We start from the raw sequence: 22,054 nt of genomic DNA, 5'->3' as shown, positions 1-22,054 counted from the left end.
CGCACACCGTTGACCGTCACCGGCACTTCATATGACGACTTGTCTACTCCGTCGGCAGCCCGTCGGCAGTCCGCCGACCGACCGCCGTCGTCCGTCCGCGGCCCGCCGGCGGGCCGTCAGCCGAGCAGCGCGGCCGGCTCGCGCACCGGCAGCCCGTGCGCCTCGGCGACCGGGCCGTAGGTGACCTCTCCGTCGTGGACGTTGAGCCCCCGGGCGAGCACCGGGTCGCGGCGCAGGGCGTCGCGCCAGCCGTGGTTGGCCAGTTCGACGATGTACGGCAGCGTGGCGTTGGTCAGCGCGTACGTCGAGGTGCTCGGCACCGCGCCGGGCATGTTGGCGACGCAGTAGAAGACCGAGTCGTGGACGGTGAAGGTCGGCTCCGCGTGGGTGGTGGGGCGCGAGTCCTCGAAGCAGCCGCCCTGGTCGATCGCGATGTCCACCAGGACGCTGCCCGGCTTCATCCGCGACACCAGCTCGTTGGCGACCAGCTTCGGCGCCTTGGCCCCCGGGATCAGCACGGCGCCGACGACCAGGTCGGCGTCGAGGACGGCCTTCTCCAGCTCGTACGCGTTGGAGGTGATCGTCCGCACCCGGGTGCCGAAGATCCGGTCGGCCTCGCGCAGCTTGCGCACGTCCTTGTCGAGCAGGGTGACGTGGAAGCCCATCCCAACGGCGATCTGGGTGGCGTTCCAGCCCGAGACGCCGCCGCCTATGACCACGGCCCGGCTCGGCGCGACGCCCGGCACGCCGCCGGGCAGCACTCCGCGTCCGCCGGCCGAGCGCATCAGGTGGTACGCGCCCACCTGCGGGGCGATCCGGCCCGCGACCTCCGACATCGGCGCCAGCAGCGGCAGCGCGCGGTCGGCGCTCTCCACCGTCTCGTAGGCGATGGCGGTGGTGCCCGAGCGCAGCAGCGCGTCGGTGCACTCACGGGACGCGGCCAGGTGGAGGTAGGTGAACAGCGTCTGGTCCTTGCGCAGCCGGTGGTACTCCTCGGCGACCGGCTCCTTGACCTTCAGCAGCAGTTCGGCGGTGGCCCACACCTCGTCGGCGCTGTCCAGGATGACGGCGCCGGCCTCGGTGTACTCCCGGTCGGGGATGGAGGAGCCCTCACCGGCGCTCCGCTCCACGTGGACCTGGTGCCCGTTGCGTACGAGCTCGTGCACACCGGCCGGGGTGATGGCCACGCGGAACTCGTTGTTCTTGACTTCGCGGGGGATGCCGACCTTCACGTCGATCACGGTCCTTGTCTCATGGGGGTGTCATGGTTGCGGAATGGACCGGGGCCCACCCCACCGCACCGGTACATGGGGTAAATGTCGGATGCGGTCGAGCGGCCGCAGCTCGGCCAGTTTAATGAAGGGTTTCTCCCTGTCCAGCCTTGCAAAGGGTCAATTTTTGCGAGGATCGCTGTCTATTTCGCAGGCCGACTGCCGCTCTCGGTGGTGCGCGAGGCTTCTTCCAGCATCCACCGCGCCACCGCGGGACGCGAACGGGCGCCGTCTCCTCCGCCCCTCTTCCCGGCCGTCTCCCCGGCCGTCTCCCCTCCCCGCTCCGCGCCCCCCTCCACGCGCCCCGCTCCCGGACGCCCCCACCGCAGGGCCCGGCGGCGGGTGCGCCGCGCCTCCTCGGTGCGGCCCGCGTACTCCTGGACCCTGGCCACCTCCTCCAGCGCCCGCGCGTACGCCTCGCCGTCCCGCAGCCGCCGGCAGGCCGCGGCACAGGCCCGCCAGGCCCGCAGGGCCTCCTCCCAGCGCCCCTCCCGCAGCAGCGCGGCCCCGATCAGCCCGTGCAGCCGGGCCTCGCCGGCCGGCTCGCCGCGGGTCTGGCACAGCGCCAGCGCCCGGCCGTACCAGTCGCCGGCGCGCCGGTCGTCGCCCAGGTGCGCATAGGTGTCGCCCAGGGACTCCTGCGCCCGCGCGGCCGCCGCCGCGCTCCGGTCGCCACCACGCCCGCCGTCGGCCCGGGCGGCCTCCAGCGCGGCGCGGTAGCGCGTCAGCGCCCGGTGCGGGCGGCCGGCGTGGGCGTCGAGGTCTCCGAGATCGAGCAGGATCGCGGCGCGCTCGCCGTGCAGCCCGCACCGCTCGGTGACGGGCAGCAGCAGTTCGTGGAGCCGGTACAGCTCGGGGGCGGCCCGCCCGGGTCCCAGGTGCGCGGTCAGCGCTCCGGCGAGGGCGGCGGCCAGCCGCCGGGCCAGGGTGTCCAGTTCCCCGTCCGCCACGGCGGTGCGGGCGGCGGCGCGCAGGCCCGGCAGCCGGGGGCCGAGCCAGACGGCAGCGGCGGCACGGCTCTCGAAACGCAGGGCGCGCGGCAGTTCGGCCGCCGCCCGGCGGGCCGGTGAACCGGGCGGCTCGGCCGCGGCCCGGCAGGACCGCAGCAGCCGCACCGACCGCTCCAGCACCCTGGCCCGGGCCAGTCTCACATCCTCCGGGCGCTCCCGCTCCTCCAGCACGGCCGCCAGGACGGGGGCGAGGCAGCCCGGGACGGCGTACAGCCCCGGGGTGGCGGTGGTGCGCAGCAGGCCGAGTCCGGTGAAGGCCTCCAGCGTGGCCGCGGCCTCGTCCGCCCGGCACCCGGCGAGAGCGGCGGCGGTGTGGGCGTCGGCGAGTCCGGCCGGGGCGAGCGCCAGCAGACGCAGGAATCGCGCGGCAGAGGGCGGCAGCGAGCCGTGGACCAGGTGGAAGGCGCGGACCAGTGGCCGGGCCACCGGAGCCGGACGGGTGCGGGGGCCGGGGACGGCGGCTCGCGCTGCACCGGGCAGGCCGCCGGGAAGACGGCCGGGACGGCCGCCGGGCACACGCCCCGACGCGTCCTCGGGTGCGTGGGCGTCGTCCGCCGCACCGCCGGGAAGGTCGTCGGGGAGAGCGGCGAACCGCCGGACCGCCTCGGCCACGGACGCCATGGGGTGGGCCGCCAGCCAGCCTCCGACCAGGGCGAGCGCGGCGGGACGCCCGCCGCAGGCCTCGGCCAGGGACTCCGCCGCACGCGGGTCGACGGTGACGCGCGGGGTGTCTCCGGCCCGTCGCTCCAGCAGCGCGACGGCCGCGGCCGTGTCCAGACCCTCCAGCGGGCAGGGCCGCACATCCGGAATGCCGGTCAGCGGTCCGCGGGAGACGGCCAGCACGAGGCAGCCCCGGCTGTCGGGCAGGAGGCCGTGAAGCTGCTCGGGGGCGGCCACGTCGTCCAGCAGGAGCAGGGCGCGGCGGTCCGCCAGGGCGGCGCGCAGCGCCTCGGCGAGCTCCGCGTCCCCCGCCCCGGCGGGAGGCGCGGCCGCGGACCCCCCGGCCGCGCCGCGGGCTGCGGCGAGAGCGCGGAGCAGGTCACGGGCGGTGCGTTCGGTGGGGACGGGGGTGCCGTCCGGGTCGCTGAGCCGGGCGCGCAGGATCCCGTCGGGGTAGTCGGCGGCCGTCCGCCGCGCGAACTCCTCCGCCAGCGCGGTGCGGCCCGAACCGGGCCGGCCCACGACGAGCAGGACGCGGCAGCGGGAGGAGTCGCGGCCGGGGAGGGCGTCGAGGCCGGGGCCCGCGAGGTCGGCGCGCAACCGGTCCAGTTCGCGCCGCCGTCCGAGGAGACCGCCCGCTGCCCCGCCTCCGTCCACGGCTCCGGCGGACGGGGCCGGTCCGCCGGTGTGCACCGCCTGATCCGTCACGGCTGGAAGGGTAGTTCACCGCGGACGGTCCGCACCGGCGCCGCGCGCCCCGGGGGCGGAGCGGCCGCTCCGCCCCCGGGGCGCGTTCACACTCCGGCCGTCACGGCCGGCGCCTCATGCCTCGAAGGGCCTGGCGGGCCAGGGCGCCTCGGCCGGACGCAGTGCGTCCAGGCCGCCCTCGGTCCGTGCGGCGGTCAGTGCCATGACCGCGGTCGCCAGGCAGTTGTTGTGCAGGTCCCCCGCCAGCGCGCCGCGCACCAGCTGCGCCAGGGGCACGCGGGCCACCTCCATGTCGGCCTCCTCGTCGCTGACCTCGAAGCGCTCGCCCTCGGCGTCCGACAGACCGCGGGCCAGGAAGATGCGCACCGCCTCGTCGCTGCCGCCGGGCGAGGTGTAGATGTCGATCAGCACCCGCCAGTCCTCGGCCTCGACGTGCGCCTCCTCGTACAGCTCGCGCCTGGCGGCGCTCAGCGGGTTCTCGCCGGGGACGTCGAGCAGGCCGGCGGGGATCTCCCACAGCTTGTGCCGCACCGGGTGCCGGTACTGGCTGATCACCAGCACCCGGTCCCGCTCGTCGAGGGCGAGGACGGCCACCGAACCGGGGTGGACCTGGTAGTCGCGGGCGGCGACGGAGCCGTCCGGCATCACCACACGGTCGGTGCGCACGCTGGTCTTGGCGCCCTCGAAGGGCGTCTCGGAGGCGGTGACCCGCCACTGCCGCGGGACGTCCCGCGGCGCCTGTCCGTCCGCGGGCCCGGCGGCCCGCCCGTCCCTGTCCGCCACGGCTCAGGCCTCCCGGCCCGCCGAGGCGGGGGCGGAGGCCGAGGCGGGGGCGGCCTGGGCTGCTCCGGAATCCTGCTGCCGCTTCACGGCCGCCCCGACCAGGCCGGCGAAGAGCGGGTGCGGGCGGGTGGGCCGGGAGCGCAGCTCGGGGTGGGCCTGGGTGGCGACCAGGTAGGGATGGGTCTCGCGCGGGTACTCCACGTACTCCACCAGCTTGTTGTCCGGGGAGGTGCCGGAGAACACCAGGCCGGTCTTCTCCAGCTCGGCCCGGTAGGCGTTGTTGACCTCGTAGCGGTGGCGGTGGCGCTCCTCGACGTACGGCTCGCCGCCGTAGACCTCGCGCACGATCGAGCCCTCGGCGAGCTTGGCCGGGTACATCCCCAGCCGCATGGTGCCGCCCATGTCGCCCTCGCCGGCGACGATGTCGAGCTGCTCCTCCATGGTGGAGACCACCGGGTGGGGCGCGGCCCGGTCGAACTCGGTGGAGTTGGCGCCCTCGATGCCGGCCAGGTTGCGGGCAGCCTCGACGACGATGCACTGCAGACCCAGACACAGCCCCAGCAGCGGAATGCCGTTCTCGCGGGCGTAGGTGATCGCGGCGACCTTGCCCTCCACACCGCGCTCACCGAAGCCGCCGGGGATGCAGACCGCGTCCACGTCGCCGAGTTGCTTCCTCGCCCCGCCGGGGACGCGGCAGTCGTCGGAGGTGACCCACTTGATCTTCACCCGGGCGTTGTTGGCGAAGCCTCCGGCGCGCAGCGCCTCGGTGACCGACAGATAGGCGTCGGGCAGGTCGATGTACTTGCCGACCAGTGCGACGGTCACCTCGTGGTCGGGCTGGTGGACACGGCGCAGCAGGTCGTCCCACTGGGTCCAGTCCACGTCGCGGAAGGGCAGGCCCATCCGGCGCACCACGTAGGCGTCCAGGCCCTCGGTGTGCAGCACCTTGGGGATGTCGTAGATCGACGGGGCGTCCTTGCAGGCCACCACCGCCTCCTCGTCCACGTCGCACATCAGCGAGATCTTGCGCTTGATGGAGACGGGCACGTCGCGGTCGGCGCGCAGCACGATGGCGTCGGGCTGGATGCCGATGTTGCGCAGGGCGGCGACCGAGTGCTGGGTGGGCTTGGTCTTCAGCTCGCCGGAGGGCCCGATGTAGGGCAGCAGCGAGATGTGGACGACGAAGACGTTGTCGCGGCCGACCTCGTGCCGCACCTGGCGCACGGCCTCCAGGAACGGCAGCGACTCGATGTCGCCGACGGTGCCGCCGACCTCGGTGATCACCACGTCGACGTCGTCTGTGGCCATCCGGCGGATGCGGTGCTTGATCTCGTTGGTGATGTGCGGGATGACCTGCACGGTGTCGCCCAGGTACTCACCGCGCCGCTCCTTGGCGATGACCGTGGAGTAGATCTGGCCGGTGGTGACGTTGGCGGAGCCGTCGAGGTCGACGTCGAGGAACCGCTCGTAGTGGCCGATGTCCAGGTCGGTCTCGGCGCCGTCGTTGGTGACGAACACCTCGCCGTGCTGGAAGGGGTTCATCGTGCCGGGGTCGACGTTGAGGTACGGGTCGAGCTTCTGCATGGTGACCCGCAGTCCCCGCGCCTTGAGCAGGGCGCCCAGGCTGGAGGCGGTCAGGCCCTTGCCGAGCGAGGAGGCGACACCCCCGGTGACGAAGAGGTGCTTGGTCGTCATGGATGTCGAGGATCGAGTCGGCATGGCCAAGAGGGGGCTCCCGTGGTCGCGAGGTGACGTGCGCTGCGGCCGCCCCGGCCGGACCGGTTCGGCCGGCGGGGGTGCCGTCGCTGCGGTTCGGGGGTTGTTGTGCCCTCCGCTCCACGGGCTACCAGGGTATCAGCGGCGCGTCCGGGGTGCCGAGGCGCGGCCCGCCACCGCCCGGACCGTGGCACAGTTACCGGGGCTGCCGCACGGCCGGCCGGCCGTGCGGCAGCCCCGGCGATCGTCACCGAAGCCGTCCACCGAGGTTGTCAATCACCGAATTGTTGTCACCCGGAAGGCCCCGTCACCCCTAAGGTGACCTCGGCGCGGAACATCTGGCCGCGTCGTATCCTGCTCAGACTGTCCGCGCGGGCCCTCCCGTGCGGCAGGACGGAAAACCGCACGTCCCACGGGGCGTAGCCACTGTTCGACTGGAGATGCTCGTGGCCGGGCGCATCGAGGATTACGCACTCATCGGGGACATGCAGACCGCCGCCCTGGTATGCCGGGACGGTTCGGTGGACTGGCTGTGCCTGCCCCGGTTCGACTCGCACGCCGTCTTCGCCGGGCTCCTGGGCACCGAGGAGCACGGCTTCTGGCGCCTGGGCCCCGCGTACCCCGCCGACCAGGAGCCGCCGGTGGCCAGCCGCCGCCGCTACCGGGGCGACTCGCTGATCCTGGAGTCCGAGTGGGACACCCCGCGCGGGACGGTACGGGTCATCGACTTCATGCCGCCTCGCGAGCACCACGCGCCGCAGCTCATCCGCGTCGTGGAGGGCGTCAGCGGCCGTGTGCCGATGCGCTCGGCGCTGCGGATGCGGTTCTCCTACGGCTGGGTGGTGCCGTGGGTGCACAAGGTGGACGGCCGCACCGTCGCCGTGGCCGGCCCCGACTCCGTGTGGGTGGACTCCGAGGCCGACACCTACGGCAAGGACCTGACCACCTACGCCGACTTCACCGTCGCGCCGGGCGACCGGGTGGCGATGACCATCAGCTGGCAGCCCTCGCACAAGGAGCCCCCGGCGCCGGCGGAACCGGAGACGTCGCTGGCGGCGACCGAGGACTTCTGGCGCGACTGGGTGCGCCAGTGCACGTACCACGGCCCGTACCGCGAGGCGGTGGTCCGCTCCCTGATCACGCTCAAGGCCCTCACCTACGCCCCGACCGGCGGCATCGTCGCGGCCCCCACCACCTCACTGCCCGAGCACATCGGCGGCGTGCGCAACTGGGACTACCGCTTCACCTGGCTGCGCGACGCGGCGATCACGCTGTCGTCGCTGCTGCGCACCGGCTACCGCAGCGAGGCGCTGGCCTGGCGCGAGTGGCTGCTGCGCGCGGTCGCCGGCGACCCGGAGAACCTGCAGATCATGTACGGCATCGCCGGCGAGCGCGAGCTGGGCGAGACGGAGCTGACCTGGCTGCCCGGCTACGAGAACTCCCAGCCGGTGAGGGTCGGCAACGGCGCCGCCTCCCAGCTCCAGCTCGACGTCTACGGCGAAACCATCGAGGCCCTGCACCTGGCGCACATGACCGGCCTGGCGCGCAACGACTACGCCAGTCTCCTGCAGATCAAGCTGATCGGTTATCTGGAGGACCACTGGAACGAGCCGGACGAGGGGATATGGGAGGTGCGCGGCCCGCGCCGCCACTTCGTGCACTCCAAGGTCATGGCCTGGGTGGCGGTGGACCGCACGATCCGCCTGATCGAGTCCGGCGAGGCCGACGGCCCGCTGGAACGGTGGCGCGCGCTGCGCGACGAGATACACCGCGACGTGTGCGAGAAGGGCTACGACCCCGAGCGCAACACCTTCACCCAGTCCTACGGCTCGAAGGAGCTGGACGCCTCCCTGCTGCTGATCCCGCAGGTGGGCTTCCTGCCGCCGGACGACAAGCGGGTCATCGGCACCATCGAGGCCATCCAGCGCGAGCTGTCCACGCCGGACGGCTTCGTACTGCGCTACCCGACCTCGGGCGAGCACGCGGGCCTGGACGGACTGGAGGGCGACGAGGGCGCGTTCCTGGCCTGCTCCTTCTGGCTGGCGGACGACCTGGCGATGATCGGCCGGGTGGAGGAGGCGCGCAGGCTCTTCGAGAAGCTGCTCTCGCTCCGCAACGACCTGGGGCTGCTCGCGGAGGAGTGGGACTCCCGTCTGGGACGCCAGGTGGGCAACTTCCCGCAGGCGTTCAGCCACGTTCCGCTGATCGACACCGCCCTGCGACTGACTGCCTCGGGCGCCTACGGCGGCTGACGGCCCCGGCTCCCCGGCTCCGCCCGGCACCGCCCGGTGACGTCCGTTTCCCGGACGCGCCGGGCGGTGCCGCGCCATGGTGCTGTACAACCTACGACGGGGCCGTGAAAGCGCTCTCACCAGCAGAGTGGACCGGCCTCCCGCGTCCGGCGGTAGCGTCGGGGTTCCGCGAGAGAAGGAGTTGTTCGCCCGTGCACGGTCCCAGACCCACCCTCGAAGCGGTCGCCGCCCACGCCGGGGTCTCCCGCGCCACCGTGTCGCGCGTGGTCAACGGGGGCGCCGGTGTCCGCAAGACCCTGCGGGACCGGGTCCAGGCATCCGTGGCCGAGCTGGGCTACGTCCCCAACAGCGCGGCGCGCAGCCTGGTCACCCGCCGCACCGGAGCCGTCGCCGTGGTGATCGCCGAGCCCGAGACCCGGGTGTTCTCCGACCCCTTCTTCGCCCAGCAGTTGCGCGGCATCAGCCGCGAGCTGGCGGCGTGCGACACACAACTGCTGCTCATGCTGCTGGAGGGCCGCACGGACTACGACCGCATCGGCCGCTATCTGGCGGGCGGGCACGTGGACGGCGCGCTGATGTTCTCGCTGCACCGCGACGATCCGCTGCCGTCCATGGCGAACGCCTCCGGCCTGCCCACGGTCTTCGGCGGCCGGCCGGGCTGGCCCGGCGCCGAGGACGACCCCGAACTGCTGTACGTGGACACCGACAACCGGGGCGGCGCCCGGCAGGCGGTGGAGCACCTGCTGCGGCGGGGGCGGCGGCGGATCGCGGTGATCACCGGCCCGCTGGACCAGACCTCCGCCCTGGACCGGCTCGACGGCTACCTCGACGCCCTGGGCGTGTCCGAGCCCGACCCCGCCCTGGTCGCCCACGGCGACTTCACGGCCGAGGGCGGCGAGCGGGCCATGGCCGAGCTGCTGGACCGCTCGCCCGGCCCGGACGCGGTGTTCGCGGGCAACGACCTGACGGCCACCGGCGCACTGCGGACGCTGCGCGCCCGCGGGCTGCGGGTGCCGCAGGACGTGGCGGTGGTCGGCTACGACGATCTGGAGCAGGCCGCCTGGGCCGAGCCGGCGCTGACCACCGTGCGCCAGGACATCCAGGGAATGGGACGGATGATGGCGGAGCTGCTGCTGCGGCGGCTCGGGCTGGGCGACGCCTCCGGCGGCGAGCGGCCGGCCCCGGTCGTCACCCCCGCTCACCTGGTCGTCCGCGACTCCAGCTGACCCGGCCGGGCCCGGAGTCCGGCGCGGATTCCGGCGCGGATTCCGGCGCGGATTCCGGCGCGACGTCGGGCGCGGAGTCCGGCGCCCCCCGGCACCGAGCGGGCCCAGGCGGTCAGCCTCCCTGCGCCAGCTCGTCGTACACGCTCAGCACCTGGGTCACCGTGTCGTCCTCGCTCGGCCAGGTCGCGGCCTGGGCGCGGCCGGCCGCGGCCAGCCCGCGGCGCCGGGCGGGGTCGCCGAGCAGCCCGCCGACCGCCTCCGCCAGCGCTTCCGCGTCGCCGTAGGGCACCAGCAGCGCGGCGTCGCCGACCAGCTCGGGCAGACCGCCCACCGCACTCGCCACCAGCGGCACCCCGGCCCGCAGCGCCTCCTGCGCCATCACCGCCCGGCCCTCCCAGCGCGCGGGCAGCACGGCGATGTCGGCGGCGGCGAGCAGCTCCAGGGCGTCCTCGCGCCGCCCCAGCAGCCGTACCGGCAGTTCCTCGGCCTCGATGCGGCGCTGCAGCGCGGGGCGCGCCGGACCCTCCCCGGCGATGGCCAGCAGCGGCTGCGGTTCCAGCCGGCGCCAGGCCCGGGAGGCGGTCAGCAAGGTGGTGTGCCCCTGGCGGGGGACGAGCCGGCCGACGGCGAGGACCAGCGGGCGGCCGGTGACGCCCAGTTCGGCCCGGGTCTTCTCCCGCGCCACGTCGTCCGTCCCGTCCGGCGGGCCCGGGCGCCCCTCGTGCCCGCCGCACGGCACGGACACGGTCACCGGAGCCAGCCGGGCGTCGCGGGCGCCGTGGCGGCGGGCCCGGTCCACCAGGTCCGAGGTGGTACCGAACACCACCCGCGCGGCCCGCACCACCCGCCGCTCCAGCAGCCACATCAGCCGGGCCCGCACACCCGCCGGCTGGGCCCGGGCGTGCCAGGTGACCACCAGCGGTGTCCGGCGCCACCCGCACAGCGCCAGGGCGGCCGGCACACCGGCGCGCAGCCCGTGGGCGTGCACCACCGCGGCGTCCGCGCACACCACGCGCAGCACCGCGGCCGCCTCGGGACCGGTGCCGCAGGTCAGGGGCACGAAGTGGGCTCCGAGGCCGGTGAAGCCGTAATCCGGCTCGGTGCCCGGCGGCGCGCAGACGGTCACCCGCACCCCCCGCGCCACCAGCCCGGCGGTCAGGGAGCGCACATGTGCGCAGACGCGGGCGCTGCCGCCGCCGATCACCTGCACGACGTGCAGCGGCGTCCTGTCGCGCGGTGGAACCGGGGTGGTCTTCACAAGAGGCCGGGACTCCTGGGGTGAGGGATCGGGGGGCGGAGGGGTCGGAGGGCTCGGACTCGCGGATCCGCCCCGCCGGGGTCGCGGATCACGCACAGCAGCGTACGGCGTACAGGCGGTGCGGCGTCTCCAGGATGCCACCCCGGCCCCGGCGGGAGGCCACGCCGTACGGGTGAAACACGGGCGACCGGACCGGATGCCCGGACCGGATGCCCGAAGCCCGGGTTCAGATGCCGGAGCGGGCCGCCTCCAGCAGTTCCTCGGCATGGGCACGGGCGAGTCGCGAGTCCTCCTGCCCGGCCAGCATCCGGGACAGCTCGCGCACCCGGTCCTCGCCCCGGAGGGTCTTCACACCACTGCGCGTCACCGAGCCGTCGGAGGTCTTCTCCACCACCAGATGCCGGTCGGCGAACGCCGCGACCTGCGGAAGGTGGGTGACGACCACGACCTGCGCCGACTTCGCCAGCCGCGCCAGCCGACGCCCGACCTCCACGGCCGCCCGGCCGCCCACACCGGCGTCCACCTCGTCGAAGAGATAGGTCGGCACCGGGGCGGTGCCCGCGAAGACGACCTCGACCGCGAGCATCACCCGCGACAGCTCACCGCCCGAGGCGCCCTTGGCGATGGGGCGGGGCGGGGCGCCGGGGTGCGGGGCCAGCAGCAGCTCCACCTCGTCCACGCCGTGGGGGCCGAAGACGACCGACCGTCCGTCCACCTCGATCCCCGACTCCTCGTCGGCCGTCTCGTGCTGCCGCAGTTCCACGGTGACACGGGCGTGCGGCATGGCCAGCTCGGCCAGCTCGGCGGTGACCGCGTCGGCGAACCGCTTGGCGGCCTCCGTCCGCGCCTGGGTCAACCGCTGGGCCAGGGCGCCCAGTTCGGCGCGGAGCGCGTCGCGCTCGGCGGCCAGTTCCCCGATCCGGTCGTCGTCCCCCTCGAGTTCGGCCAGCCGGGCGGTGCTCCCCTCGGCCCAGGCCAGGACGGCGGCGGTGTCCTCGCCGTACTTGCGGGTCAGATGGGACAGGACGGCCCGTCGCTCCTCGACGGCGGCCAGCCGCGCCGGATCGGCGTCCAGGTCGTCGGCGTACCCGGCCAGTTCCCCCGCGACGTCCGTCAGCAGGATTCCCACCTCGCCCAGCCGGTCGGCCAGCGCCGCCAGCGCCGGATCGTGCGACCGCACGGCCTCCAGCGCGCGCTGGGCGCCGGCGACCAGCGCGCCCGCGTCCACCGACTCCGGGTCGGCGGGATCGCCGGCCAGCGCGCCGTGGGCGGTGGCCGCCGCCGACGCCAGGGCCTCGGCGTGGCCGAGCCGCTCGGCCTCGGCGGCCAGCTCGGCGTCCTCCCCCGCCCGGGGCTCGGCGGCGGCGATCTCCTCCAGACCGAAGCGCAGCAGATCGGCCTCCTGGGCGCGCTCACGGGCGCGCGTGGTCAGCTCGGCCAGCTCGGCAAAGACCGCGCGCAGCCGCCGGTAGGCCCGGCCGTACTCGGCCAGGGGGGCGGAGACCGCCTCGCCCGCGTACCGGTCCAGGGCCTCTCGCTGCCGGGCCGGCCTCAGCAGGCCCTGCTGATCCGTCTGACCGTGCACCGCGACCAGGTCCTCGCCCAGTTCCGACAGCAGCCCGACGGGCGCCGAGCGCCCGCCGACATGGGCGCGCGAGCGCCCCTCGGCCGAGATCGTCCGGCTGACCAGCAGAGCGCCCTCGTCCAGCTCCGCGCCCGCCTCCTCGGCGCGCCGCGCCGCGGGCGCGCCGGGCGGCAGCACGATCCGGCCCTCCACCACGGCGGCCTTGGCCCCCACCCGCACCAGGGCGGCGTCCGCCCGTCCGCCGAGCAGCAGTCCCAGACTGGTGACGACCATGGTCTTGCCCGCGCCGGTCTCGCCGGTCACCGCGGTGAAGCCGGGGGACAGCTCGACGACGGCGTCATCGATCACGCCCAGGGCCCGAATCCGCATCTCCTCCAACACGGATACGACCATACGAGGTTCCACGGCGGGATCCCCACTCACGGTCCGCACCACACGCCCCGCGCGCCCCTTCCTCCCCGCCGCGCGCACGCACGGGCGGTGCGGCCGGTGCGGCCGGCGGGCCGGCGCGGCGCGGTCAGTGCGGCGCCCCGCGCCACCCGGCCACCGGCAGGGCGAACTTCGCCACCAGGCGGTCGGTGAAGGAGGCGTGGTGCAGCCGCGCCAGCCGCACCGGCACCGCGCCGCGCCGCACCTCCACCCGGGCCCCGGCGGGCAGCTCCGCGGTGCGCCTCCCGTCGCACCACAGGACGCCCCCCTGCGTCTGCGGCTGCACCTCGACGGCCAGCACCGAATCGGGTGTGGTCACCAGGGGCTTGGCGAACAGCGCGTGGGCGCTGATGGGCACCAGCAGCAGCGCTTCGACCTCCGGCCAGACCACCGGCCCGCCCGCGGAGAAGGCGTAGGCCGTCGAACCGGTGGGCGTGGCGCACACCACACCGTCGCAGCCGAAGCGGGAGACCGGCCGGCCGTCGACCTCCGCGACGACCTCCAGCATCCGCTCACGGGCGGCCTTCTCCACCGAGGCCTCGTTCAGCGCCCAGTCGCGGTGGACGACGTCCCCGTCGTTGCGGACGAGCACATCGAGAGTCATCCGCTCCTCCACCTCGTAGGAGCGCGCGACCACCCGCCGCACGACCTTGTCCAGGTCGTCGCGCTCGGCCTCGGCGAGGAAGCCGACCCGGCCGAGGTTGACCCCCAGCATCGGCACCCCCGAGGCGCGTGCGAACTCCGCGCCGCGCAGCAGCGTCCCGTCCCCGCCGAGGACGACGATCAGCTCACAGCCCTCCACGGCCTTCTCGCAGATCTCGCCGTCCGCCACCGTCCGCACGGACGGCGGCAGCGTCAGGTCGGCCGCCTCCTGGGCCAGGACACGCGCGCCGATGCCGTTGCGCAGCAGCCCCTGGACGACGAGCTCGGCGCTGCGGACGGCGGCCGGTCGGCCGGTGTGGGCGATCAGGAACACCGTCCGCGCGGCGCCCTCCGCGCTCCCGGCGCTCCCGGCGCTCTCGGCGGCCGACGAGGCCTGTCCGGTCTGCCCGGTTGTGCTCTGCTTCGTGCTCTGCGTGGTCACTGGGGGCCCTCCGCCACGGCTCGGTCGACATCGGCCGGGTCCAGTTCGGGTGCCCCGGCACGCAGCCACAGGAAGTACTCGACGTTACCGGAGGGCCCCGGCAGAGGACTGGCGGTCACTCCGAGCACACCGAAACCCAGTTCCGCGGCCTGGCCGGCGACGGTGCGGACCGCCTCGGCCCGCAGGGCCGGGCTGCGCACCACGCCCCCGCTGCCCAGCCGCTCCCGGCCCACCTCGAACTGCGGCTTGACCATCAGGACCAGATCGGCCCCGGGCGCCGCGCAGCGTGCCAGGGCGGGCAGCACCAGGCCGAGCGGGATGAAGGACAGGTCGCCGACGACGAGATCCACCGGCTCGCCGCCGATCTGCTCCAGGGTCAGCTCGCGGACGTTGGTGCGGTCGCGCACCAGCACCCGCTCGTCGCTCTGCAGCGACCAGGCGAGCTGCCCGTAGCCGACGTCCACGGCCACCACCCGCTCGGCGCCGGCCCGCAGCAGCACGTCGGTGAAGCCACCGGTGGACGCCCCGGCGTCCAGCGCCCGCCGCCCGGCCACGGTCAGCCCGCGCGGGGCGAACGCCTCCAGGGCGCCGGCCAGCTTGTGGCCACCGCGCGAGACGTAGTCGGGGTCGGCCGTGTCCTCGGCCACGACGACGGCCGCCCCGGTCTCCACCTGGGTGGCGGGTTTGGTCGCGGTGGCGCCGCCGACGGCGACCCGTCCGGCGGCGATGAGCCGGCCGGCGTGCTCGCGCGAGCGGGCCAGGCCGCGGCGTACCAGCTCCGCGTCGAGCCGGTTGCGCCGGCCACGCTGGTTTCGTGACGCTGCCACGTGCGGTTCAGCTCCCGGTGTCGTGCGGCGCGCCCGGTGCGGGCGGCCCGGGTCGCTGGTCGAGCGCGGTCAGCGTGTCACGCAGCCCGCGGTGCACATCCTCGTACACCTCCAGATGGCCGGAGACGGCGAGGTGGTCGGCGTCCGCCAGGCGACGCAGCCGGGCGTCGACACCGGCGTTCCCGGTGGGGGTCACCCGCACCCCCGGGGGCCGCGGCCCGCCGTCCCCGGCCAGGGGCTCCTCCCCCGGCGCCGTTCCCGCGCCCACCGGGTCCTGTGCTGCTGGTTCCGTCTCCGGCGCGGTGCCGGACATCGGCTCGTCCATGGTCACGACGCTACCGTGCGCGGCGTCCTCCACGACGGCGGGCACTCCCCCTGCGGTACCGTCGTGAGGCGATGGCGACCACACAGCAGTGCCGGACCGCACTGGAGCGGCTGGCGAGGAACCTCGCGGACGCGGACGACGACGTGCGCAGCGCCGCCGCCCTGGAGCGCTCGGTCAGCTGCCATCTCACCGATCTGGACACCACCTTCACCGGCCGGCTCGTCCACGGCCGCATCGAGGACATGACCACCGTCCACGGTCCGCCCTCCGAACGCGCCCAGATCAGACTGGCCATGACCAGCGACGACCTGGTCTCGCTGGTGGACGGACGGCTGAACTTCGCCCGGGCCTGGGCCCGGGGCCGCGTCAGACTGGAGGCGGGCCTGCGGGACCTGCTGCGGCTGCGGTCGCTGCTCTGAGCGGCCTTGGGCCCCGGAAGCCCGGCGGCCGGACGCCTCACGGCCCCAAGGGCGCCGGAAACCGGGTGTGGGCGGTGCCCCGGGCGGCGACGATGGCCCTATGACCACCGCCTCCCACGCCCGCTCCTTCGACTCCGCGGCGGCCCTGTACGCCGCGGGCCGCCCCTCCTACCCGCCCGCCCTCCTGGACGCCGTCGAGGAACTCTGGGGCCGCCCCATCGCCGGCGCCCGCGCCGCCGACGCCGGAGCCGGCACCGGGATCCTCACCGCGCTCCTGGTCGCCCGCGGCGCCCGTACCGTGGCCGTCGAGCCCGGCGGCGGCATGGCGGCCGAGTTCCGCCGCGCACTCCCCGGCGTCCCCGTGGTGCGCGGCGACGGAAACCGCCTGCCGCTGGCCTCCGACCGCTTCGACCTGGTCACCTACGCCACCGCCTGGCACTGGACCGACCCCGGGCGGTCGGTGCCCGAGGCCCTGCGTGTCCTGCGCCCCGGCGGCGCCCTCGCCGTCCTGCGCAACGACTCCGACGAGTCCGTCGGCTGGATCGCCGGCCAGGCTGACCGGGCGCGCCGCTTCTTCGGCGCCGACCGGGAGACGGTGGAGGCGGCCCGGGCCCGCGCGCTGCCGTCCGGGCCCGGCTTCGCCCGCCGGCAGACGCGCTGGTCCCGGCGGGTGCCGATGGAGACCCATCTGGCCAACCTCGCCAGCCACTCCGACTTCCTCGTCATCGGTGAGAGGCGCGCCGCCGCCTTCCTCGACGAGGAACGCGAGCGGCTGGCGGCGCTCTTCCCGGACGGGACGGTCGAGGAACGCTACGTGGCCTCGGCGAGCGTCACCGTCCGCTGACCGCCCCGGGCCCGGGCCCGTGACCAACGAGCCCGCGGCCGCGCCCGGCGCCTCGTGCCCGAGCGAGAGCGGTCACGGGGCCCCGGGCGCGGGAGCCGGTGTCACATCCCGAGGACCGCGAGCGCCTCGTCCGCGCCGGCCCCGCACACGCCCTCCCCGGCCTGAGTCCACGCGGCGGCGCACAGCGCCCGCAAGCCGTCCAGCGGATCCTCCCCCCGTCCCTCCAGCCGCAGCACGCCGCCCTCCGCAGAGGCCGCCCAGCCACCGCACAGGAACCCGCCCCGCTCCCCGCCGCGCAGCTCCTCCACCTCCGGCTGCGCCCGGTGCAGCGCCCGCAGATCGGCGGCCACATACGTCGGCCGGTGCTCGGGGGGAGCGGCCAGCAACTGCGCCGCGTCCGTCACCCCCGTGAGCACCAGCAGCGAGTCCACACCCCCCGCGTACGCGCCCTCGATGTCGGTGTCCAGCCGGTCCCCGACCACCAGCGGCCGCTGCGCGCCCGTGCGCAGGATCGTCTCGCGGTGCATCGGCGGCAGGGGCTTGCCCGCCGTCCTCGGCTCCGGCGCCGGGCGCATCCAGCGCGTCGCGATCCGCACCACCTCCACGGCCGCGCCGTTGCCCGGCGCGATACCCCGGCCGCTGGGGATCGTCAGGTCCCCGTTGGAGGCGAACCACGGCAGTCCGCGCCCCACCGCGATCGCCGCCTCCGCCAGCCGCCCCCAGGGCATCTCCGGCCCGCCGTACCCCTGCACGACCGCCGCCGGGGCGTCGTCCGCCGACTCCACCGGTTCCAGGCCGCGCTCGCGCAGCGCCACCCGCAGACCCTCCGCGCCCACACACAGCACCCGCGAACCGGCCGGCAGCTCCTCGGAGATCATCCGCGCCACCGCCTGCGCCGAGGTGACCACCTCATCCGGCTCGGCGGGCACCCCCAACCGCGTCAGATGCCCGGCGACGGTCTCGGGGGTGCGCGCCGCGTTGTTCGTCACGTACGCCAGCCGCATGCCGGCCTCCCGGGCCGCCGCGAGCGACTCGACCGCATGGACGACCGCCTCGCCGCCCGCGTAGACCACACCGTCCAGGTCGAGCAGCGCGGTGTCGTACACCCGGCTCGGCGGGGCTCCGCAGCCCTCCGGCCGGGTGCGTATCGGGCGGTGGTATCCGGTCATCGTCGTCTCGCTCCTCGCGCCGGCGGTCTTCCTCCCCCGATCATCTCCCACCCGGCACACCGGCATAACATGCACCAATGCTGCGATCCCCGGGCCCCGAACACCCCTCGGGCGGCCTCCTCCTCGCCCCCTTCCGCGGCCTGCGCTACGCCCCCGACCGGGTCGGCAGCCTGGCCGCCGTGACCTCGCCCCCGTACGACGTCGTGGTACGGCCCGACGGCCTGCACCATCTGCAGACCGCGGACCCCCACAACATCGTGCGGCTGATCCTCCCGGAGGCCGCCGACCCGGCCGCCCGGCATCTGCAGGCCGCGCGGACCCTGCGCCGCTGGGAGACGCAGGGCGTCCTCGTACGGGACCCGGAGCCGGCCCTGTACGTCTACGAGCAGCGCCGGGGCGACGTACTCCAGCGCGGCCTGATCGGCGCCCTGCGGCTGACCCCGCCGGAGGAGGGCGTCGTGCTGCCCCACGAGGACGTGATGCCGGAGGTCGTCGAGGACCGCGCGGCCCTGATGCGCGAGACCGCCGCCAACCTCGAACCACTGCTGCTGTCGTACCGCGGCGACGGCACCGCGACCGGCGCGACCGCCGTCATCGAGCGCACCACCGGCAGACCCCCGCTGCTCTCCACCACCACCGAGGACGGCTTCTCGCACCGGCTGTGGGCGGTCACCGACGAACAGGAGATCGCCGAGGCCGGGCACGACCTCTCCCGCCGCCAGGCGCTCATCGCCGACGGCCACCACCGCTGGGCCACCTATCTGCGCCTGCGGTCCGAGCGCGTCGGGGGGGCCGCCGGCCCGCACGGCTTCTGGGACCACGGCCTGGTGCTGCTGGTGGACACCGCCCGCTACCCACTGCGGGTGCAGGCCATCCACCGCGTGCTGCCCCGCCTTACGGTGGCCGAGGCCCTGTCCCGGCTGGGGGGCTCCTTCCGCGTCCGGACCGTCGACGGTCCCCTCCCCCGCGCCCTGCGCACCCTGGAGACCACCCCCGGCAACGCCTTTCTGCTCACCGGCGACGGCTCCTTCCACCTGCTCCACGACCCCGACCCGGCCCTGCTCGCGCGCACCGTCCGCGACGGCCTTCCCGAGGAGTGGCGGCGGCTGGACGCCACGGTCCTGCACTCGACCCTGCTGGCCGCCGTCTGGCACGTGCCGGACAACTCCTCCGGGATCGGCTACCTCCACGACGCGGCGGCGGCCGTGGAGCAGGCCGAGCGCCTGGGCGGCTCGGCGGTCCTGATGCGCGCGGTCGCGGAGGAAACCGTGCGCGGGCTGGCCCGCCAGGGCGTGACCATGCCGCGCAAGTCCACGTCCTTCGGTCCCAAGCCCGCCACCGGCCTGGTGCTGCGCGCCCTGGACGGCCTGCCGGAAGGGCCTGCCTGACCGTACGGCGGGGGCGGGATCTGCCCGGGACGGATCCCGCCCCCGCCGTAGAACGCGCCTCAGACGCCGCTCAGCGCTCGTCCTCCGCGCCCCGGTCGCGGTCCCGCCCCCCGGCCCCGCTCTCCCGGTCCTCCCGGCCGGCCTCGGCGGCCTCGGCGGGAAGCTCCCCGCTCGACTTCTCCCGCCCGGGCGCCCCTTCCAGATCCGCCTCAGAATCCGCCTCCGGGTCGAGCGCGTCCAGGAACTCCACACCGTCCAGCTGGGCCAGCCGGTCCGACGCGTCGGTCATCCCGCCCTGGTCCGCCTCCAGCGCCCTGGCGAACCACTCACGGGCCTCCTCCTCGCGGCCCACGGCCAGCAGCGCGTCGGCGTACGCGTAACGCAGCCGGGCCGTCCACGGCTGCACGGAGTTCGAGGCCAGCTCGGAACTCTGGAGCGTGACCACGGCTGCCTCGGCCTGCCCCATGTCGCGCCGTGCTCCCGCCGCGACCAGCCGCATCTCCACCTGCCCGGCCTTGTCGAGCTTCTGCACCTCCGGCTCACCGGCCATGGCCAGTGCCTTCTCCGGCCGGCCGAGGCCGCGCTCGCAGTCGGCCATCACGGGCCACAGGTGAGAAGAACCGGTCATTCGGCGGGCGGCCCGGAACTCGGCCAGCGCCTCGGCGTACTTCCCCACCCCATAGGCGGCGAAGCCCGCGGCCTCGCGCACCGCGGCGACACGGGAGGCCAGCCGCAGAGCGACCTTGGCGTAGCCGTACGCCTGCTCCGCGTCCTCGTCCAGCAGCTTCGCCACCATCACCAAGTTCCTGGCGACGTCCTCGGCGAGTGTCTTGGGCAGGCTCATCAGCTCCTGCCGCACGTCCTTGTCCAGTTCCTGCCCGGTGACATCCTCCGGGATCGGCAACCTCCTGATGGGCTCCCTGTCCTGGCCGCGGTCACGCGGACGCTCCTCACGCCGGTAACCGGCGCCTCCGCCCTCCCGCCGCCCGCGGAAACCACCCCGCTCGTCGCGGCCCCGGCCGCCGCCCTGACCGTACGGGCGCCTCCCCCGGTCGTCGTCCCTGCGCGGGCCACGAGGCCGCTCATCGCGCCGGTCATCGCGCCGGAACGACGGCCGGTCATCACGGCTGAAGCCACGCCCCTGCTCCCGGTCATCCCGACGGAACGACGGCCGGTCATCACGGCGGTCATCCCGACGGAAACCACCACGGTCGTCCCGACGGTCATCCCTGCGCGGACCACGAGGCCGCTCACCCCGGTCGTCCCGACGGAACGACGGACGATCATCACGGCGGTCATCACGACGGAAACCACCACGGTCGTCCCGACGGTCATCCCTGCGCGGACCACGAGGCCGCTCACCCCGGTCATCCCGACGGAACGACGGACGATCATCACGGCGGTCATCACGACGGAAACCACCACGGTCGTCCCGACGGTCATCCCTGCGCGGACCACGAGGCCGCTCACCCCGGTCATCCCGACGGAACGACGGACGATCATCACGACGGAAACCACTACGCCTTTCGTCACCGCTCTGGCGACGCGGCCTGTCCGAGCGCTCGGGCCGGCCCGAGCGCTCCTCCGAGGAATTGGACATTGGTGTGGCTCCTGTCTTGGGGTGATACACGTTCGGTCTTGCTCACAAACAGAAAAAGGACCCTTGGTCCCAGCATGCACGCTGGGACCAAGGGTCCTTCAAATATTGTTCGGCGGCGTCCTACTCTCCCACACGGTCCCCCATGCAGTACCATCGGCGCTGAAAGGCTTAGCTTCCGGGTTCGGAATGTAACCGGGCGTTTCCCTCTCGCTCTGACCACCGAAACACCACTCGAGTGTTCCAAGCGAACAAGCACACTGTTCAATTAGAAACCCGAAAAACCTGCCGAGGCCGTTCGTGGTCTCAGAACCCACACAGTGGACGCGAACATCTACGGTCAAGCCCTCGGCCTATTAGTACCGGTCAACTCCACCCCTCACAGGGCTTCCATCTCCGGCCTATCAACCCGGTCGTCTCCCGGGAGCCTTACCCCCTCCAGGGGGTGGGAGCCCTCATCTCGAAGCAGGCTTCCCGCTTAGATGCTTTCAGCGGTTATCCCTCCCGAACGTAGCCAACCAGCCATGCCCTTGGCAGAACAACTGGCACACCAGAGGTTCGTCCGTCCCGGTCCTCTCGTACTAGGGACAGCCCTTCTCAAGACTCCTACGCGCACAGCGGATAGGGACCGAACTGTCTCACGACGTTCTAAACCCAGCTCGCGTACCGCTTTAATGGGCGAACAGCCCAACCCTTGGGACCGACTCCAGCCCCAGGATGCGACGAGCCGACATCGAGGTGCCAAACCATCCCGTCGATATGGACTCTTGGGGAAGATCAGCCTGTTATCCCCGGGGTACCTTTTATCCGTTGAGCGACGGCGCTTCCACCAGCCACCGCCGGATCACTAGTCCCGACTTTCGTCCCTGCTCGACCCGTCAGTCTCACAGTCAAGCTCCCTTGTGCACTTACACTCACCACCTGATGACCAACCAGGCTGAGGGAACCTTTGGGCGCCTCCGTTACCCTTTGGGAGGCAACCGCCCCAGTTAAACTACCCACCAGACACTGTCCCCGATCCGGATCACGGACCCGGGTTAGACATCCAGCACGACCAGAGTGGTATTTCAACAACGCCTCCACACACACTGGCGTGCATGCTTCACCGGCTCCCACCTATCCTACACAAGCCGAACCGAACACCAATATCAAGCTGTAGTAAAGGTCCCGGGGTCTTTCCGTCCTGCTGCGCGAAACGAGCATCTTTACTCGTAGTGCAATTTCACCGGGCCTATGGTTGAGACAGTCGAGAAGTCGTTACGCCATTCGTGCAGGTCGGAACTTACCCGACAAGGAATTTCGCTACCTTAGGATGGTTATAGTTACCACCGCCGTTTACTGGCGCTTAAGTTCTCAGCTTCGCCACCCCGAAAGATGACTGACCGGTCCCCTTAACGTTCCAGCACCGGGCAGGCGTCAGTCCGTATACCTCGCCTTACGGCTTCGCACGGACCTGTGTTTTTAGTAAACAGTCGCTTCTCGCTGGTCTCTGCGGCCACCCCC

Annotated in this window: 17 protein-coding genes and 2 rRNA genes; 5 read left to right on the top strand and 14 right to left on the bottom strand. The window is 73.8% G+C overall.

Annotated elements, in window-relative coordinates:
• Positions 1-116: 116 nt before the first annotated feature.
• The 4 genes from ald to pyrG all read right to left on the bottom strand — a co-directional run bounded on the left by ald (position 117) and on the right by pyrG (position 6,151).
• Complete coding sequence (gene ald / locus CUT83_RS25960) at positions 117-1,232, bottom strand: alanine dehydrogenase (protein ID WP_101258296.1); 1,116 nt, start codon at positions 1,230-1,232, stop codon at positions 117-119.
• Positions 1,233-1,414: 182 nt separating this feature from the next.
• On the bottom strand, positions 1,415-3,649 hold the full coding sequence (locus CUT83_RS25955) for a tetratricopeptide repeat protein (protein WP_101258273.1): 2,235 nt from the start codon (positions 3,647-3,649) through the stop codon (positions 1,415-1,417).
• Between the two features lie 114 nt (positions 3,650-3,763).
• Positions 3,764-4,432, bottom strand: a complete 669-nt coding sequence (locus tag CUT83_RS25950; RefSeq protein WP_101258272.1) for an NUDIX domain-containing protein — start codon at positions 4,430-4,432, stop codon at positions 3,764-3,766.
• 3 nt (positions 4,433-4,435) lie between these two features.
• On the bottom strand, positions 4,436-6,151 hold the full coding sequence (gene pyrG / locus CUT83_RS25945; RefSeq protein ID WP_101258271.1) for a CTP synthase: 1,716 nt from the start codon (positions 6,149-6,151) through the stop codon (positions 4,436-4,438).
• 437 nt (positions 6,152-6,588) lie between these two features.
• Here pyrG and CUT83_RS25940 point away from each other — a divergent pair, with 437 nt between their 5' ends.
• A complete protein-coding gene (locus tag CUT83_RS25940) occupies positions 6,589-8,400 on the top strand; it encodes a glycoside hydrolase family 15 protein (RefSeq protein ID WP_101258270.1) in 1,812 nt (603 codons plus the stop codon).
• A gap of 191 nt (positions 8,401-8,591) precedes the next feature.
• Positions 8,592-9,626 carry a LacI family DNA-binding transcriptional regulator gene (locus CUT83_RS25935; RefSeq protein ID WP_101258269.1) on the top strand — a complete coding sequence of 345 codons (1,035 nt, stop codon included), beginning with the start codon at positions 8,592-8,594 and terminating at the stop codon, positions 9,624-9,626.
• 112 nt (positions 9,627-9,738) lie between these two features.
• Here CUT83_RS25935 and CUT83_RS25930 read toward each other — a convergent pair whose 3' ends face one another.
• The 5 genes from CUT83_RS25930 to CUT83_RS25910 form a co-directional block, all read right to left on the bottom strand.
• Positions 9,739-10,884 carry a glycosyltransferase family 4 protein gene (locus CUT83_RS25930; protein ID WP_240957973.1) on the bottom strand — a complete coding sequence of 382 codons (1,146 nt, stop codon included), beginning with the start codon at positions 10,882-10,884 and terminating at the stop codon, positions 9,739-9,741.
• 226 nt (positions 10,885-11,110) lie between these two features.
• On the bottom strand, positions 11,111-12,862 hold the full coding sequence (gene recN / locus CUT83_RS25925) for a DNA repair protein RecN (protein ID WP_101258267.1): 1,752 nt from the start codon (positions 12,860-12,862) through the stop codon (positions 11,111-11,113).
• Positions 12,863-12,986: 124 nt separating this feature from the next.
• Positions 12,987-13,874: an NAD kinase gene (locus CUT83_RS25920; protein WP_101258295.1), complete on the bottom strand. Its 888-nt coding sequence runs from the start codon at positions 13,872-13,874 to the stop codon at positions 12,987-12,989.
• 104 nt (positions 13,875-13,978) lie between these two features.
• Entirely contained in the window at positions 13,979-14,809 is an 831-nt protein-coding gene (locus CUT83_RS25915) for a TlyA family RNA methyltransferase (RefSeq protein ID WP_101258266.1), read from the bottom strand.
• A gap of 7 nt (positions 14,810-14,816) precedes the next feature.
• Positions 14,817-15,122, bottom strand: a complete 306-nt coding sequence (locus tag CUT83_RS25910) for a hypothetical protein (protein ID WP_101258294.1) — start codon at positions 15,120-15,122, stop codon at positions 14,817-14,819.
• Positions 15,123-15,205: 83 nt separating this feature from the next.
• Between CUT83_RS25910 and CUT83_RS25905 the strand changes: the two genes are divergently transcribed.
• Complete coding sequence (locus CUT83_RS25905) at positions 15,206-15,553, top strand: SCP2 sterol-binding domain-containing protein (protein WP_101258265.1); 348 nt, start codon at positions 15,206-15,208, stop codon at positions 15,551-15,553.
• Positions 15,554-15,653: 100 nt separating this feature from the next.
• On the top strand, positions 15,654-16,397 hold the full coding sequence (locus CUT83_RS25900) for a class I SAM-dependent methyltransferase (protein WP_101258264.1): 744 nt from the start codon (positions 15,654-15,656) through the stop codon (positions 16,395-16,397).
• 101 nt (positions 16,398-16,498) lie between these two features.
• Here CUT83_RS25900 and CUT83_RS25895 read toward each other — a convergent pair whose 3' ends face one another.
• The gene (locus CUT83_RS25895) at positions 16,499-17,566 is read right to left on the bottom strand and encodes an HAD hydrolase-like protein (protein ID WP_101258263.1); all 1,068 of its coding nucleotides are present in this window, start codon (positions 17,564-17,566) and stop codon (positions 16,499-16,501) included.
• A 77-nt stretch (positions 17,567-17,643) separates the two neighbouring features.
• Here CUT83_RS25895 and CUT83_RS25890 point away from each other — a divergent pair, with 77 nt between their 5' ends.
• Positions 17,644-18,954 (top strand): DUF1015 domain-containing protein, encoded by a 1,311-nt coding sequence (locus CUT83_RS25890; RefSeq protein WP_101258262.1) that lies wholly within the window; start codon positions 17,644-17,646, stop codon positions 18,952-18,954.
• A 70-nt stretch (positions 18,955-19,024) separates the two neighbouring features.
• On the opposite strand, the gene CUT83_RS30520 is transcribed toward CUT83_RS25890, so the two are convergent.
• The 4 genes from CUT83_RS30520 to CUT83_RS25875 form a co-directional block, all read right to left on the bottom strand.
• Positions 19,025-19,813 (bottom strand): tetratricopeptide repeat protein, encoded by a 789-nt coding sequence (locus CUT83_RS30520; protein WP_194074733.1) that lies wholly within the window; start codon positions 19,811-19,813, stop codon positions 19,025-19,027.
• Positions 19,798-20,487 carry a hypothetical protein gene (locus tag CUT83_RS31455; protein ID WP_194074732.1) on the bottom strand — a complete coding sequence of 230 codons (690 nt, stop codon included), beginning with the start codon at positions 20,485-20,487 and terminating at the stop codon, positions 19,798-19,800. The genes CUT83_RS30520 and CUT83_RS31455 overlap by 16 nt, the downstream gene beginning before the upstream one ends.
• Positions 20,488-20,661: 174 nt before the next feature.
• Positions 20,662-20,778 (bottom strand): 5S ribosomal RNA (rrf, locus tag CUT83_RS25880).
• Between the two features lie 109 nt (positions 20,779-20,887).
• Positions 20,888-22,054 (bottom strand): 23S ribosomal RNA (locus tag CUT83_RS25875); the annotation flags it as partial.

It is taken from the genome of Streptomyces barkulensis, assembly GCF_002843305.1.
GTDB classification, from domain to species: Bacteria; Actinomycetota; Actinomycetes; order Streptomycetales; family Streptomycetaceae; genus Streptomyces; species Streptomyces barkulensis.
This window is presented reverse-complemented; position numbering and strand designations above follow the sequence as displayed.

What these genes read in the sequence shown, in the direction of transcription:
- pyrG (WP_101258271.1), bottom strand. Translation starts at nt 6,151, where the DNA reads ATGCCGACTCGATCCTCGACATCCATGACGACCAAGCACCTCTTCGTC.
- CUT83_RS25940 (WP_101258270.1), top strand. Translation starts at nt 6,589, where the DNA reads ATGCTCGTGGCCGGGCGCATCGAGGATTACGCACTCATCGGGGACATG.
- recN (WP_101258267.1), bottom strand. Translation starts at nt 12,862, where the DNA reads ATGGTCGTATCCGTGTTGGAGGAGATGCGGATTCGGGCCCTGGGCGTG.
- CUT83_RS25910 (WP_101258294.1), bottom strand. Translation starts at nt 15,122, where the DNA reads ATGTCCGGCACCGCGCCGGAGACGGAACCAGCAGCACAGGACCCGGTG.
- CUT83_RS25905 (WP_101258265.1), top strand. Translation starts at nt 15,206, where the DNA reads ATGGCGACCACACAGCAGTGCCGGACCGCACTGGAGCGGCTGGCGAGG.
- CUT83_RS25900 (WP_101258264.1), top strand. Translation starts at nt 15,654, where the DNA reads ATGACCACCGCCTCCCACGCCCGCTCCTTCGACTCCGCGGCGGCCCTG.
- CUT83_RS25895 (WP_101258263.1), bottom strand. Translation starts at nt 17,566, where the DNA reads ATGACCGGATACCACCGCCCGATACGCACCCGGCCGGAGGGCTGCGGA.
- CUT83_RS25890 (WP_101258262.1), top strand. Translation starts at nt 17,644, where the DNA reads ATGCTGCGATCCCCGGGCCCCGAACACCCCTCGGGCGGCCTCCTCCTC.